The sequence below is a fragment of the Streptomyces sp. NPDC048172 genome (assembly GCF_043202595.1).
Taxonomy (GTDB): domain Bacteria; phylum Actinomycetota; class Actinomycetes; order Streptomycetales; family Streptomycetaceae; genus Streptomyces.
In genome coordinates this window covers 792,943-805,724 of the sequence record NZ_JBIDAT010000005.1, presented here as the reverse complement: position 1 = coordinate 805,724, position 12,782 = coordinate 792,943, and the positions used below count along the sequence as shown (strand labels likewise).

Here is a 12,782-nt window from a genome sequence, read left to right as displayed (position 1 = left end):
CGTGCGGGGGGGGGGGGGGGGGGGGGGGGCCGCGCCCGGCCCCCCCCCCCCCGGGGCCCCCGGGGGGGGGGGCACCCCCGCGACAAGCCACGACTCAGCCGCAGCCTGCAACGCACCGCACGGGGCAGCCCCTGTCCAGGCACAGGTCATCGGCGCCCCCCGGACGGGGTCAGCGCAGGGCGCGGCGTGCCGCGTACGCCAGTACGCCAACCGTCAGCAGGAGCAGCCCGGCGAGCGCGCCCGTCGCCGCCCACTGCATGGCGCCCAGGTGCGAGAAGGGCAGGTACTCCACCGACCAGCCGACAACGCCCTCGCGGCGTAGGCACGCCGAGGCGTCGTCCGCCCGAGTGCAGGTGCTCCAGCCGTGCAGGGTGCCGTCGCCGGTCACGTAGGAGGTGTCGACCTCCACCCCGCTGGCGGGGATCTGCGGAGTGTCGTCCTCGCCGAACCGGCCGCCGCCTGTGGTCTCCGTGACGGTGGGCGCGAACGCCATCCGCAGCCACGACCAGACGGTCTTCACCGCCAGCAGGGCGACGAACGTCACCACCATCGCGGGCAGCGTGCGCCGCGTCAGCAGCCCGGCGGCGGCGCCGATCAGCAGGCCGAGCAGGGCCAGGGCCACCGTGACGGGGCCCGTGGTGTCGAAGCCCCCGGCGTCGGTGAAGTTGGCGTTGATGGCCATGTGCCGCGCCAGCGGCGTCAGCAGGGCCTTCATGGCGATCCCGGTGGAGAGCGCGGCCAGGGCCGTGAACAGGGCGGCCATGCCGAGCTTCGTCACCACCCAGCTCCGGCGGCCGTGCGACTGGACGCCCACGAACTTGGCGGTGCCGGTCTCCAGGTCCCCCGCGAAGAGCGGGGCGCCGATGAACACGCCGATGACCACCGGCAGTCCCGCCAGCGCCATGCCCACGGAATTGAGCCGCTGGTAGGCCTCGTCGAGGACCGCGCCCGCCGCGGGGGAGGGCTCGCCCGGCCCCTCGGCGGCCGCCACCGCTGCGCTCGCGTCGTGGGCCAGCCACGCGATGCCCGCCGTCGCGACGGCAGCGGCCGCGAGCAGCAGGAGGAACGCCGTCCGGTGCTGGCGCCACACCAGCCAGGCCATCCCGCCCGGGCCGAGGCCGAGGCCGCGCGCCCGCGTCCGCCGCCCGGGCAGTCCGGAGGTGCCGGTGCCGGTGCCGGGGCCGGAGCCGGAGCCGTCGTCCGGCCGGAGTGTCTGTGCCGTGGTGCTCACTTCGCCACCTCCGCGGCGACGCCGGGGACATGGGAGTGGGGGCTGATGAGCGGTGCGGTGCCGCTCTGTGCCAGATAGGCGAGCACCACTTCCTCCAGGGTCGGCGCTGCGGACTCCCAGCAGCCGTCGACCGGTCCGCCGGGGCGGACCAGTGCGGTGGTGTACCGCGCGTCTCCGTGGGTCTCCACGACCGTGTGGTGCTCCAGGCCGGCGGGCAGCCCGCCGGGCCCGGTCCGCACCCGGTCGGTGGGCGCAGTCAGCTGCCGGTGGACGCTGATGATCTCGTCCACGTCACCGGCCAGCCGCAGCCCGCCCTCGGCCACCAGCAGCAAGTAGTCGCAGAGCGTGTCGAGTTCGGCGACCAGGTGGCTGGAGAGCAGGACGGTGATCCCGCGCTCGGCCACCTCGCCCAGCAGCGCCGCGACGGTCTGCCTGCGCACCAGCGGGTCCAGGTCGGCCAGCGGCTCGTCCAGCAGGATGAGGTCGGGGCGCTTGCCCAGGGCCACCGCGAGGGCGACCCGGGTGCGCTGGCCGCCCGAGAGCCGTCCCACTCTGGCGTCGAGAGGAACGGAACCCGCCCGTACGAACCCCTCGGCCAGCTCCTGGTCCCAGTGCGGGTTCAGCTCGCGGCCCAGCCGCAGCGTCTCGGCGACCGTGAAGCGCGCGAACAGCGGCTTCTCCTGCGGCAGGAACGCGACTCGCCGCCGCGCCTCCGCGCCGCCCGCCGGCTCGCCGAAGACCGTGGCCTCGCCCGCCGACGCCTCGCGCAGTCCCGCGACGACCTCCAGCATCGTCGTCTTGCCCGCGCCGTTCGGGCCCACGAGCCCGCACACCCGCCCGGCGGGCAGCCGGGCCGTCACGTCGCGCAGCACCCAGCGGCGCCCGTACCGCCGTCCGAGGCCGCGCACTTCGAGGGCGGTCAGTCCCTCGTTCCGCACGGCCACTCCTCCTGCCGTCCCGCTCATCCCTGTCCCCCTTGCCGTTCGTCCGTACCCCCGCCGACGGCGCCTCCCGCCGCCGTCTGCTGCCGCTCCTGGAGCGCCAGTTCGACCAGATCCCGTACGTCCTCCTCCACCAGCCCCGCGGCCAGCGCCCGCCCGGTCCACTCCGCCAGTTCGGCGTAGAGCGGCGACTCGGCGGCGGGCGCGTGGCTCCGGCCCTCCGCCGCGGCGGCGATGAACGTGCCGACGCCCTGCCGCAGTTCCACCACGCCGTCCCGCTCCAACTCGCGGTACGCCTTGAGCGTGGTGTTCGGGTTCACGGCGCAGGTCTCGGCCACCTCGCGGGCGGTCGGCAACCGGTCGCCGGGCTTCAGTGCGCCCGCCCTGACGGCCCGTTTCGTCTGCTCGACGATCTGCTGGTACGCGGCGACGCCGCGGCGTCTCTCGATGTAGTAGCGCATCAACCTCACCGCTGGTCCACTAGTTAAGTAGCTGAATACTGGAGAAGGGTGCGGCCGATGTCAAGCACGGGGCTCCTGGTGCTGTCCCCACCCCCGATCCGGGTGAGCGCACCATCGAGCCGCCCCGTACGCCCCCGCGACCATGGTCGTGGCGCAGGACGACGCGTCGCCCCGGGTACGACGTGCGGCGCCGGACCATGACGGCACTCACCAGCGAGGACGCACACATGACCCCATACCGACGCGCGTTGGGCGGCCTGCTCGTACTGGCCACGGCGGCCGGACTCACCGCCTGCGCGGGGAACGACGACGACACTTCGGGGCAGCGGAAGGCCGAGCGTTCCGCCAGCACGCACGCCTCCGGCACGCACGCTTCCGGTACGCACGCTTCCGGTACGCACGCCAACGCCGCGCGCTCCACCACAGGCCACCCCCGCACCCGCGCGCTCCTGAAGCGGCTGACCACGAAGGACGGCGGTCCCGGTGCGTCCGTGGCCCTCCGGGACCGGACCGGCAGCAGGGTGCTGACCAGCGGCCTCGCGGACGTGAAGAGCAAGGAGCCGATGCGCGCGGACAGCCGCTTCCGGATCGGCAGCATGACCAAGCCGTTCGTGGCGACCGTCGTGCTCCAACTGGTGGGCGAGGGCCGGATGTCCCTCGACGCTCCGGTGGAGCGCTATCTGCCCGGCCTCATCCGCGGCCACGGCAACGACGGACGGAAGATCACCGTCCGTCAGGTCCTCCAGCAGACCAGCGGGCTCCCCGACTACCTCAACTCCATCAAGACGGAGGACGTCCTCAAGAACCCGCTGACCCACTACGAGGCCCGCGACCTCGTGAAGCGCGCGCTGCGCTATCGCCCGGGCTTCGAGCCGGGGAAGAAGTGGGAGTACTCGAACACGAACTACGTGCTGGCGGGCCTGCTCGTCGAGCGGGTGACCGGCAACACGTACGGTCACGAGATCCGGCGGCGCGTCATCGAACCCCTCGGCCTGCGCCAGACGTCCGTCCCGCACGACAGCACGAAGATCCGTGGCCCGCACCCGCGCGGCTACGCCCGTCCGGGCAAGGACGCGCCGCTCCAGGACATCACGGCGCTCAACCCCACGGTCCTGGGCCCGTCCGGCTCCATGATCTCCAACGGTGCCGACTTCAACCGCTTCCTGGACGCGCTCGTGCACGGCAAGCTGCTCCGCGCCGCCGAGCAGCGCGAGCTGACGAAGACCCGCCCGACCGGCGACGGGGAGGGCGGGGCCTACGGCCTCGGGATCGAGAGCCACCCCCTGTCCTGCGGCGGCCTCTCCTGGGGCGCCGACGGCGGCGTCCCCGGCTACCAGACGCTGGCCGCCGTCACCCGCGACGGCAGGCGGGCCACGGGCATGGTGAACCTCTACCCGGGCGAGACGAACGCCCAGGACAAGGACCTGACGTCGCTCGTCCGCACGGCACTCTGCGAGGGCCGCGCCGCGAAGCCGCACAAGTAGCGGCCCGGGCGGACGCCGCGCGGGTCAGGAGTTCAGCCGCTCCTCCAGGCGGACGGTCACGGTGTCGCCCTCCCCCTTGCCGATCGCCTTGCGCACGTCCGCCTTCACCGGCAGCTTGTGCGTGCCGTCCCCCAGCGCCATGAACGAACTCCGGAACGGATGGCCGTCGACCGTGCCCCGCACCTTCACCAGGCCGCGGGTGCCGAAGAACTCGGCAGAGCCGGGCCACACGACATAGGTCCAGCCGCCCTTGCCCGGGCTCTTCCGCAGGGTCGCGGTGAACTGCTTGTCCATGATCCGTACCGCCTCTTCAGGAGTCTTCGGGGTCCTCGGGGTCTTCTACGAGAAGGAGACCGTTGCCGTCCGGGTCGCGCAGCGCGAACATCGGCGGCACGCCGGGCCCCATCCGCAGCACCTCCGCGTCCGCGTCGACGCCGCGTGCGCGCAGGTCCGCGTGGGCGGCGTCGGCGTCCCGGGTCGTCAGCCGGACACCGGCCGGGACCCCTTCGGGAACGAGCGCGAGGGTGGTCGTCGCCCCGGGCGGCGCCACCTCGATCCAGCGCCCGCCGCCGAAGGGGAGGTCCCGGCGTACCTCGAAGCCGAGCTCACCGACGTAGAACTCCACCGCCTTCCGCTGGTCGGTGACGGGGATCCCGACCGTGGCCACCTGTGTGAGGTGCGTGGTCCTGCTCATCCGATGCCTCCCATTCCTCGGTACTCACCAGGTAGGACACGGGCAGCCGGGGAAACTCATCGCTCGGCACGGCTAGACCGCCGTCAGTGCCTCCGTGGGGGGCAGGCGCGCCGCGCGTACCGCCGGGTACAGGCCCGCCAGCCCGCCGATCAGGAGGGTGGCCAGGACCCCGCCCGCCATCGCCCAGGGCGGTACGACCGACGGCCAGCCCTGATAGGCCGCGTACCCGGCCGTCACCGCGATGCCCAGGAGCACGCCGCCGATCCCGCCGAGCCCGGAGAGGAGCTGGGACTCGCAGACGAACTGGGTGCGGATCTGGCCGCGCGTGGCCCCCTGGGAGCGGCGCAGCCCGATCTCCGAGCGGCGTTCCAGCACCGAGATGACCATGGTGTTGGCGACGCCGACGCCGCCGACGAGGAGCGCCACGGCGCCGAGCCCGAGGAGCAGCCCGCCGAGGGTGTCGTCCGTGGCCTCCTTCGCGGCGAGCGCGTCGGAGGGGCGGGAGACGTTGACCTCGCTGGGGTTCTCCGGGTTGGCGGTGGCGCCCAGCAGCGCCTGGACGGAGCCGACCCGGGACTCCTCCGCGCGGGCGTGCACGGTGGTGGCGTAGCCGTCGAAGTCCAGGGTCGTCTTCGCCACCGGCCAGCCCACCAGCGCCGCGGAGTCCAGCTCGGCGGCCAGCTCGTTGTGCCCGAGCAGGCCGACGACGGTGAACCAGCGTCCGCCCAGCCACACCTGGACGTCGGGCCCAGCCCCGCTGATGCCGAGCTGCTCCGCCGCTCGGGCGCCGAGGACGACGGACGGGTAGCGGGAGTTGGCCCCGTTCAGCCACCGCCCGTCCACCACCCGCGAGCCCAGCGTCCCCGGCAGATCCGTACGGGCCGCGTAGACGTTGAGGCCGCCGGTCTCCTCCTCGGGGACGCGGTCGTTGCGGTAGATCTTGGCGTCGGTCTTCCCGACCGCCGAGACGGACTCGACCCCCGGCATGTTGCCGACCATCTCGACCGCCTTCCCGGGGAGATGCGCTGCCCCGCCGTCGAAGGACTGGCCCGGCGTGACCGTCAGCAGATTGGTGCCGAGCGCGTCCAGGCGCCGGTCGAGGTCCTCGGTGCTGGACGTCGAGATCCCCACCACCCCGACCATGGCCGCGATGCCGATGGCGATGCCCAGCGCCGACAGGAACACCCGCATCGGCCGCGAGCGCAGCCCCGAACCGCCGACCCGCACCACGTCCGCCACCCGCATGCGCGCGGGCTTCGGGGCGCTCACCGGCCCGCCTCCACGGCCAGGGCGGCCCCACGGGTGACCGCGCGTCCGGTGTCGTGCTCGATACGGCCGTCCCTGAGGCGTACCTCGCGCGGCAGCGAAGCGGCGATGTCCCGGTCGTGGGTGATCACCACGACGGTCGTGCCCGCGCCGTGCAGCTCGTGCAGCAGACCGAGGACGGCCGCGCCCGAACGGGAGTCCAGCGCGCCCGTCGGCTCGTCGGCCAGCAGCAGCAGGGGATCGCCCAGCACGGCGCGCGCGAGGGCCACGCGCTGCTTCTCGCCGCCGGAGAGCTGATGCGGCTCGTGGCGGAGGCGGTGGCCCAGGCCGACCCGGCGCAGCGCCCGTTCGGCCAGCCTGCGGCGCGTGCCGCGCGGGGTGCCGCTGTAGAGCAGCCCGTCGGCGACGCTGTCCAGCGCGGGAACGCCGGGCGCGAGGTGGAACTGCTGGAAGACGAAGCCGATCGTCCCGGCGCGCAGCGCGGAGACCTCGCGGTCGCTGAGCCGCCCCACGTCGTGCCCGTCCACGCGGACGGTGCCCGCCGTCGGACGGCTGAGGGTGCCCATGATGTTGAGCAGCGTGGACTTGCCGGAGCCCGACGGGCCGACGATGGCGAGGAGTTCGCCGCGCCGGATCACCAGGTCGGCCGCGTCGAGCGCGACGACGTCGCCGTACCGCTGGGTGACGGCGGAGAGTTCGACCACCGCGCGGTCCGCGGCGCTCACTCGGGCACCCCCACGGAGAGTCCCTCGGTGATGCCCTCGCCCGAGACCTCGACCTTGCCGTCGGCGAACATGCCCAGCTCGACGGGCCGGTGCTCCGTACGTCCGCCGCGGCGCCCGACCTCCAGCGCGTAGCCGCCGCCGGGGCGCGCCGTCAGCGCGTTCACCGGGACGGCGAGCACGTCCTCACGGGTCTCGGCCTTGAGGCCCACTTCGACGGCCGCCGCCTGGTAGCGGCCCAGCTTCTTCTGGTCGGCGACCTTCAGCTCGACGGGCAGCGTGGCCTCCTCGTCCTCTCCCTCGCCGCCGCCTCCCTTGTTCTGGTCCGCCTCCGACGAGCCGCCCGCCGTGCCGATGCCGGTGACCTCGGCCCCGGTCGTACCGCCGTCGGGCAGCCGCACGGTGGCCCTGGTGCCGTCCTTCACCAGGTCCTCGAACTGGGCCTCCAGCGCGACGGTCACCACCCGCTCCGTGCCCGTCCAGGTGAGCATCTCGCCGTCGGCCATGCCGCCGGGCGAGGTCTTCAGCCCCATCACCCGCCGCGCCCCGTCGGCCACCACGGCGTCCCCCGGGCCGACCTCGCCCGTCTCCTCCCGGCCGAGATCCTCCTGCCAGTCGCGTACGGCCTCGGCCGTGCCGGAGGTGTACTCGTCGTCCACGGTGAAGCCGGTACGGCCGAGGGCCGCGAGGTTCTTCTCCAGCGTCCGCACGTCCTCGCCCTCGTCGCCCGGCTTCAGGGTCCGGTAGAAGGGCGTCGCGCCGTACAGCAGCGGGACCTTCTTCCCGTCCACGCCGTAGATGGTGTCCCCGCGCTTGAGGGTGTCGCCCTCGGCGGGGAGCCAGGTGACGATGCCGCTCCCGCTCCCGCTGTCCTTCGCCTCGGGGCCCGTGCTCCCGCCCCCGCCTCCGCCTGCCGTGTGCCTTACGGCCGTCTCCTTCCCGTAGCCGAGGGTGCCGTCGACCGTCTCCGTACGGGTGAGCGTGGTCCGTTCGACCTCGGTCGTGCCGCCCGCCGCGGGCGCCGCGTCCGGCGTGGCCGTGCCGCTGTCCCCGCCGAGCGCGCCCGTCGCCGCCCAGCCCGCGGCCCCGGCCACGGCGACCGCGGTCAGCAGGACGAGCGAGGTACGCAGCCGCCGTCGCCGCCGACCCCCGTACGGCGGCGCGTGCTCGACGGGTCCCTGCTCCGCGGGCTCGCGCCCGGTGTCGTCGCTCACCGGGGCCCGCCGCCCTTGATCATCATGCCGCCGCCCGGCCACTTGCTCTGGCACTTCTTCCGGGCGTCCTGGAACGCGGACCCCTGCGGCCTGATGTCCGTCCCCGTGAAGTCCAGCTCCATCGCGCCGCCGTTGACGTCGGGGTCGGGGAAGTCCTTGAGGCCGTTCTTCCGCATGCACTCCGCCCACTCCGCGACCTTCGCGGAGTCGAGCGGCTTGCCGCCGCGCTCGCCGCCCATCTGCGGCTGCTTGTCGCGGCACGCCTTCTGGGCCTTCTCGAACCCGGCATCGTCGCCCTGGGGCTTCACGGCCTGCAGCTGGACGCCGCCGTCCTCGCCCCGCTTCGGGTCGGGGAAGTCGGGGGCGCCGTTCTCGCGCATGCACCGGGAGTAGGCCAGTGCCTTCTCGAACGGGGAGTCGGCGGCCTTTTCCTCACCGCTCTTCGAGGAGGGCTCGGAGGCCGAGGAGTCCCCGGAGCAGCCGGAGAGCAGCGCCCCGGTGAGCAGGAGGGAGGTCGCGGACAGTGCGGTCAGGAGGCGGTGCCGCCTCGGTCGGTTCACCATGCCGGGAGTTCTACGCGGCGGGCGGTTACACCACGGGAACGCCCGCTGTTACGCCGCTGTTATGCCCTCTTCGGCACGCTGCCCGTATGCGTGTGCTGATCGTGGAGGACCACAGGGAGCTGGCCCGGACGGTGGCCACGGGGCTGCGCCGGGACGGCATGGCGGTCGACCTCGCCTTCGACGGCGAACAGGCCCTGGAGGAGGCCGCCGTGCACGACTACGACGTGATCGTGCTCGACCGCGACCTGCCCCGGATCCACGGCGACACGGTCTGCGCGGAGCTGACGCGGAACGGGGCGCGGGCGCGGGTCCTCATGCTCACCGCCGCCTCCACCATCGCCGACCGCGTCGACGGGCTCGGCCTGGGCGCGGACGACTATCTCGCGAAGCCGTTCGCCTTCGCCGAACTCATCGCGCGCGTACGGGCGCTGGCCCGGCGCGCCCAGCCCGCCGTGCCGCCCGTCCTCGCCCGGGGCGACCTCAGCCTGATCCCCGCGCAGCGGGTCGCCTCGCGCGGCGGGCGCCGCCTCGACCTCTCCCCGAAGGAACTCGCCGTCCTGGAGCTGCTGCTGGCCGCGCAGGGCGCCGTCGTCTCCTCCGAGGAGCTGCTGGAGCGGGCCTGGGACCAGTCGGCCGACCCGTTCACCAACACGGTGAAGGTCACCGTCAGCAGACTGCGCCGCAAGCTGGGCGAGCCGCCCGTGATCGAGACGGTGCCCCATGCGGGCTACCGCATCTGACCCCGCGCCGTCGGCGGCGGCAGCCCCACGCGTGTGGCACCGCTGGTCGGCACGGATGCGGCTCACCCTGCTCTACGGGTCCCTCTTCCTCGTCTCCGGCATGGCGCTGCTGGGCTTCACCTACTTCCTGGTGGCCCGCAGCCCGGCGAACAAGGCCACCAAGATCTCCGCGCGCCGTCCCGGCGGGGGCGGGGGAGAGGTGCCGGGGCTGTCGGACGTGCCGCCGGACGCGTTCCTCGGGCAGATCGAGCACATCGCCACCGAGCAGCACGACGCCGCGCTCCGCTCCCTGCTCACCCAGTCCGGCATCGCCCTCGCCTGCATGACCGCGCTCTCCGTCGCGCTGGGCTGGCTCGTCGCCGGACGCGTGCTGCGGCCCGTACGGCTCATGGCCGACAAGGCCCGCAGCATCTCCGAGCGGAATCTGCACGAGCGGCTGGCGGTGTCGGGCCCCGCCGACGAACTCAAGGACCTGGGCGACACGTTCGACGGGCTGCTCGCCCGGCTCGACGCCGCGTTCGAGGCCCAGCGGCGGTTCGTCGCCAACGCCTCGCACGAGCTGCGCACCCCGCTCACCCTCCAGCGCGCGACCATCGAGGTCGCCCTCTCCGAACCCGACCCCGGCGTACGGGAGTTGCGTGACGTCTGCCGCCGGGTGCTCGCGGCGGGCGAGAGCCAGGAGCGGCTGATCGAGGCCCTGCTCACGCTGGCCAGCGGCGAACGCGGCCTCGATCTCGACCGCCGCGCGCCGCTCGACCTCGCGGAGGTCGCGGGGGAGGCGGTCCGTGGCGAGGGAGGGGTGGGCACGGGCCTCGCCCGCGCCCGTACGCACGGCGACGCGGCCCTCGTCGGGCGGCTCGCGGCGAACCTCGTGGAGAACGCCCGCCGCTATACGCCGCCGGGCGGCTGGATCCATGTCCATACGGGGACCGTGGGAGAACGGGCCGTGCTGCATGTCGCCAACAGCGGCCCTCCGATACCGGCCCAGCGGATCCCGGCCCTCTTCCAGCCCTTCCAGCGCCTCGACGACGCGCGGGAGGCCGTGCCCGAGGGGCACGGCCTGGGCCTCTCGATAGTCGCGGCGATCGCCCGTGCCCACGGAGCGCGTCTGCACGTGGTGCCGGGACCGGAGGGTGGCCTGGCGGTCACTGTGGCGTTCCCCCGGTGACGCCTTGCCGCCTTGCCGGGCAGGGGCTGCCCCTTCCTGCGCGTTGCGGACCGCGGGTGCGTCGTGGTCGCTCGCGCAGTTCCCCGCGCCCCTTCGGGGCGCACCTGTGCGCGGCGCTCTGAAGCAGGCCCCGGAGGGGCCGCTTCAGGGGCGCGGGGAACTGCGCGGCCAGCCGACGTGTACCCGCGGACCGCGATGCGCGGAAAGGGGCAGCCCCTGCCCGGGGCCATGACTCGGTCAGCCGGAAAAATGGGTTGCGCGGCATCGTGCGGCGGGGAAGATGGGCCGCGCACCGATCTGTGTCAGCCCTCTCAGGAGAGAACTCGAATGCGCCGAAACCTCGGAACTTCCCAGCGCCCCAGCCGGACGACAGTTCTCGAGGACACGGCCTCCTATGCACCCGCACACGCACGCACGCTCCACCACCACACTGAACATCGGGATCCTCGCGCACGTTGACGCGGGGAAGACGAGCCTCACCGAGCGGCTCCTCTACGACACGGGCGTCATCGACCGCCTCGGCAGCGTCGACGGCGGCGACACCCGTACGGACACGGGGGAGATCGAGCGGCAGCGGGGCATCACCATCCGCTCCGCCGTCGCCTCCTTCACCGTCGGCGGCGTCCAGGTCAACCTGATCGACACCCCCGGGCACTCGGACTTCATCGCCGAGGTCGAGCGCGCCCTGGAGGTGCTCGACGGCGCCGTGCTGCTGCTCTCGTCCGTGGAGGGCGTCCAGGCGCAGACGCGGGTGCTGATGAAGACGCTGCGCCGGATGCGGCTGCCCACCCTGCTCTTTCTCAACAAGATCGACCGCGCAGGCGCCCGCGACGCGGCGCTGCTGGAGGAGATCCGGCACCGGCTCACGCCGTGCCCGGTGCCGATGACGGAGGCGCGCGGCGTGGGCACGCCCGGGGCGCGCGCCGTTCCGCTGCCGCTGGACGGCGGCCGGACCGCCGAGGCGCTGGCCGAGGCCGACGAGGCGGTGCTCGCGCGCCTGGTCGACGGTCCGCCGCCCGGCGCCGACGAGGTGCGGGCCGCGCTCGCCGCCCGTACCGCCGACGGCTCGGCGCATCCCGTCTTCCACGGCTCGGCGCTCAGCGGCGAGGGCGTGGCCGCGCTCGTCGACGGCGTGACCCGGCTCGTCCCGCCCGCGCCGCGTGACGCCTCCGCGCCCCCGCGCGGCACGGTCTTCGCGATGCGGCCCGAGGGCGCGTACCTGCGGCTGTACGAGGGCGAGGTGGCCCCGAGGCAGCGGATCACCTTCCTCCGGGAGGAGGCCGAGGGGCGTACGAGCCGGGTGGCGGGGCGCGTCACCGCGCTGGACGTCGTCGGGGACCCGCGCTGCGGGGGTGGACGGGCGCTCCGCGCGGGCGGCATCGGGGTGCTGCGCGGCGTGCCCGGACTCCGCGTCGGGGACCGGCTGGGCGCGCGGGGCGAGCACGCCGCGCGCTTCGCGCCGCCCACGCTGGAGACCGTCGTCAGCCCCAAGGACCCGGAGCAGGCCGCGCGGCTGCACGCCGCGCTGCTCGCGCTCGCCGGCCAGGACCCGCTGATCCACGCGCGCCCGGCACCCTCGGGCGGCACGGCGCTGCTCCTCTACGGCGAGGTGCAGAAGCAGGTGCTGGCGGCGACGCTCGCCCACGAGCACGGCATCGAGGCGGAGTTCGCGCCCAGCCGTACGGTGTGCCTGGAGCGCCCCGTCGGTACGGGCGAGGCGTACGAGGAGATCGAGCGCCATGCCCACACGGGCGAGTGGGCGACGGTCGGGCTGCGCGTCGAGCCGGGGGAGCGCGGCACCGGGCGGGTGTTCACGTACGAGACCGAACTCGGCGCGCTGCCCCGCGCCTTCCACCAGGCGGTCGAGGACACCGTGCACGAGGCGCTCGGCGAGGGCCCGCACGGCTGGCCGGTGACGGACTGCCGCGTGACGCTCGTACGGTCCGGGTACGCCTCTCCGGTGAGCACCGCAGGGGACTTCCGGGGCGTCACCCGGCGCGTCCTCGCCCGCGCCCTGGAGCGCGCGGGCACCCGCGTCCACGAGCCCTGCCACGCCTTCGAGGCCGAGATCCCGCTCGACGCGCTCGCCGCGGTCACCTCCCGGCTGGCCGCGCTCGGCGCGGAGCTGCGGGAGACGACGGGCGGCGGTACGCACTGGCTGCTGACGGGCTCGCTCCCGGCGAGCCGGGTCCGCGAGGCCGAGTCCCGCCTCCCGTCCCTGACCCGCGGCGAGGGCCTGTGGTGGTCCCGCCCGGAGGGGGACCGCCCGCTGCCGCCCGACCGGACCTAGACTCTCTC

13 protein-coding genes are annotated in these 12,782 nt (G+C 74.3%); 4 read left to right on the top strand and 9 right to left on the bottom strand.

The window, feature by feature from the left end; translation table 11 throughout:
- Positions 1 to 169: 169 nt before the first annotated feature.
- From ACGF3A_RS25380 to ACGF3A_RS25370, 3 genes are read right to left on the bottom strand one after another with little or no spacing between them, the layout of a single operon-like run.
- Positions 170 to 1,231 (bottom strand): ABC transporter permease, encoded by a 1,062-nt coding sequence (locus ACGF3A_RS25380; protein WP_393732576.1) that lies wholly within the window; start codon positions 1,229 to 1,231, stop codon positions 170 to 172.
- Complete coding sequence (locus ACGF3A_RS25375) at positions 1,228 to 2,196, bottom strand: ABC transporter ATP-binding protein (protein WP_393732575.1); 969 nt, start codon at positions 2,194 to 2,196, stop codon at positions 1,228 to 1,230. The genes ACGF3A_RS25380 and ACGF3A_RS25375 overlap by 4 nt, the downstream gene beginning before the upstream one ends.
- On the bottom strand, positions 2,193 to 2,633 hold the full coding sequence (locus ACGF3A_RS25370; protein ID WP_393732660.1) for a GntR family transcriptional regulator: 441 nt from the start codon (positions 2,631 to 2,633) through the stop codon (positions 2,193 to 2,195). Before ACGF3A_RS25370 ends, ACGF3A_RS25375 begins: the two co-directional genes overlap by 4 nt.
- A 227-nt stretch (positions 2,634 to 2,860) precedes the next feature.
- Here ACGF3A_RS25370 and ACGF3A_RS25365 point away from each other — a divergent pair, with 227 nt between their 5' ends.
- Positions 2,861 to 4,117, top strand: coding sequence for a serine hydrolase domain-containing protein (locus ACGF3A_RS25365; RefSeq protein WP_393732574.1), 1,257 nt, complete (start codon positions 2,861 to 2,863; stop codon positions 4,115 to 4,117).
- 24 nt (positions 4,118 to 4,141) lie between these two features.
- On the opposite strand, the gene ACGF3A_RS25360 is transcribed toward ACGF3A_RS25365, so the two are convergent.
- From ACGF3A_RS25360 to ACGF3A_RS25335, 6 genes are all read right to left on the bottom strand, one after another.
- Positions 4,142 to 4,411, bottom strand: coding sequence for a DUF1905 domain-containing protein (locus ACGF3A_RS25360; RefSeq protein WP_393732573.1), 270 nt, complete (start codon positions 4,409 to 4,411; stop codon positions 4,142 to 4,144).
- 16 nt (positions 4,412 to 4,427) lie between these two features.
- Positions 4,428 to 4,811: a VOC family protein gene (locus tag ACGF3A_RS25355; RefSeq protein WP_393732572.1), complete on the bottom strand. Its 384-nt coding sequence runs from the start codon at positions 4,809 to 4,811 to the stop codon at positions 4,428 to 4,430.
- A 72-nt stretch (positions 4,812 to 4,883) separates the two neighbouring features.
- Positions 4,884 to 6,056: an ABC transporter permease gene (locus ACGF3A_RS25350; protein ID WP_393732659.1), complete on the bottom strand. Its 1,173-nt coding sequence runs from the start codon at positions 6,054 to 6,056 to the stop codon at positions 4,884 to 4,886.
- A 20-nt stretch (positions 6,057 to 6,076) separates the two neighbouring features.
- On the bottom strand, positions 6,077 to 6,802 hold the full coding sequence (locus ACGF3A_RS25345; RefSeq protein WP_393732571.1) for an ABC transporter ATP-binding protein: 726 nt from the start codon (positions 6,800 to 6,802) through the stop codon (positions 6,077 to 6,079).
- Positions 6,799 to 8,013, bottom strand: coding sequence for a peptidoglycan-binding protein (locus tag ACGF3A_RS25340; RefSeq protein ID WP_393732570.1), 1,215 nt, complete (start codon positions 8,011 to 8,013; stop codon positions 6,799 to 6,801). The genes ACGF3A_RS25345 and ACGF3A_RS25340 overlap by 4 nt, the downstream gene beginning before the upstream one ends.
- Positions 8,010 to 8,576, bottom strand: a complete 567-nt coding sequence (locus ACGF3A_RS25335; protein ID WP_393732569.1) for a hypothetical protein — start codon at positions 8,574 to 8,576, stop codon at positions 8,010 to 8,012. Before ACGF3A_RS25335 ends, ACGF3A_RS25340 begins: the two co-directional genes overlap by 4 nt.
- A gap of 86 nt (positions 8,577 to 8,662) precedes the next feature.
- Between ACGF3A_RS25335 and ACGF3A_RS25330 the strand changes: the two genes are divergently transcribed.
- The 3 genes from ACGF3A_RS25330 (at position 8,663) to otr(A) (ending at position 12,774) form a co-directional block, all read left to right on the top strand.
- The gene (locus ACGF3A_RS25330) at positions 8,663 to 9,316 is read left to right on the top strand and encodes a response regulator transcription factor (RefSeq protein WP_393732568.1); all 654 of its coding nucleotides are present in this window, start codon (positions 8,663 to 8,665) and stop codon (positions 9,314 to 9,316) included.
- Complete coding sequence (locus tag ACGF3A_RS25325) at positions 9,297 to 10,484, top strand: sensor histidine kinase (protein WP_393732567.1); 1,188 nt, start codon at positions 9,297 to 9,299, stop codon at positions 10,482 to 10,484. Before ACGF3A_RS25330 ends, ACGF3A_RS25325 begins: the two co-directional genes overlap by 20 nt.
- A gap of 394 nt (positions 10,485 to 10,878) precedes the next feature.
- Complete coding sequence (gene otr(A) / locus ACGF3A_RS25320) at positions 10,879 to 12,774, top strand: tetracycline resistance ribosomal protection protein Otr(A) (protein ID WP_393732566.1); 1,896 nt, start codon at positions 10,879 to 10,881, stop codon at positions 12,772 to 12,774.
- Positions 12,775 to 12,782 lie beyond the last annotated feature (8 nt).

Excerpts from the sequence above, each read along its gene's own strand:
- ACGF3A_RS25375 (WP_393732575.1), bottom strand. The coding sequence starts at position 2,196 with ATGAGCGGGACGGCAGGAGGAGTGGCCGTGCGGAACGAGGGACTGACC.
- ACGF3A_RS25370 (WP_393732660.1), bottom strand. The coding sequence starts at position 2,633 with ATGCGCTACTACATCGAGAGACGCCGCGGCGTCGCCGCGTACCAGCAG.
- ACGF3A_RS25365 (WP_393732574.1), top strand. The coding sequence starts at position 2,861 with ATGACCCCATACCGACGCGCGTTGGGCGGCCTGCTCGTACTGGCCACG.
- ACGF3A_RS25360 (WP_393732573.1), bottom strand. The coding sequence starts at position 4,411 with ATGGACAAGCAGTTCACCGCGACCCTGCGGAAGAGCCCGGGCAAGGGC.
- ACGF3A_RS25355 (WP_393732572.1), bottom strand. The coding sequence starts at position 4,811 with ATGAGCAGGACCACGCACCTCACACAGGTGGCCACGGTCGGGATCCCC.
- ACGF3A_RS25350 (WP_393732659.1), bottom strand. The coding sequence starts at position 6,056 with ATGCGGGTGGCGGACGTGGTGCGGGTCGGCGGTTCGGGGCTGCGCTCG.
- ACGF3A_RS25335 (WP_393732569.1), bottom strand. The coding sequence starts at position 8,576 with ATGGTGAACCGACCGAGGCGGCACCGCCTCCTGACCGCACTGTCCGCG.
- ACGF3A_RS25330 (WP_393732568.1), top strand. The coding sequence starts at position 8,663 with ATGCGTGTGCTGATCGTGGAGGACCACAGGGAGCTGGCCCGGACGGTG.
- ACGF3A_RS25325 (WP_393732567.1), top strand. The coding sequence starts at position 9,297 with ATGCGGGCTACCGCATCTGACCCCGCGCCGTCGGCGGCGGCAGCCCCA.